This window comes from Bartonella sp. AC70YNML (genome assembly GCF_042196545.1).
Classification (GTDB): Bacteria; Pseudomonadota; Alphaproteobacteria; order Rhizobiales; family Rhizobiaceae; genus Bartonella.
The window spans coordinates 1-741 of sequence record NZ_JBHIQK010000055.1; the positions used below are offsets into that span (position 1 = coordinate 1).

Genomic DNA, 741 nt, shown 5'->3' on the forward strand with positions numbered 1-741 from the left:
CCCCTCTTCCCCTTCACTGAGTTCTTTGACAAAAAACCAATAAAAACGCGTTGTCAAAAGCATCTCTAGCCTTCTTACTGTTTCAACTTTGTCAAAAGAAAGCATGTTCAGATAATCTTCTTTGCTATTTAAATGTTCTGGATATTCTATCATCTCTCCCTCCTAAACAAAATGACGCGTATGGCTACATCCACGCGCCGCAACTTGTTCATTTCCACCATTGACGATCATGGTGGCTCGAGTAAAACGCCCATTATCCGTTGTATTACTCCAGCTACCACCCCCTAACAATGCTCTCATTTCAAACGTATTTTGCGTACGGCTTATGGGTATAGGAAACGTGCCCGATAAAAATTGCCAAACATAACCGCAACCATCCTCACAACCGATATGCGAGATCATTCGACGATTCGCCGTATCCTTATATCCACCTGAAACCTTAGAGGTTGGTTCTTTCTTGCCAACAATATGTGTCTTTTCATTGCTTCCATACATAGCAGAAGCAAACGCTTCATCACTCAGTAAAGATTTTTTAACACGCGCCATATCTGTTACATGTTCGGTATAATTACGGTTTGTTGTTATATTGGTACGATACATTGATTTCGTATTTTCACCCGTCCCTGATTGAAGATAAATATCAACCCAAAGATCTTGCAAAGGATCATAAACCATACCTTCTGGTGAACTATGCGGACGGTGATTGAGACACCAAACTGAATTGGGTAAAATATCCCCTGC

At 41.0% G+C, this 741-nt stretch carries 1 pseudogene; it reads right to left on the reverse strand.

Going from position 1 to position 741, the window contains the following annotated elements:
* Nucleotides 1-162: 162 nt before the first annotated feature.
* Nucleotides 163-741, reverse strand: a pseudogene (locus tag ACFIMU_RS08715) (hypothetical protein); the annotation flags it as partial.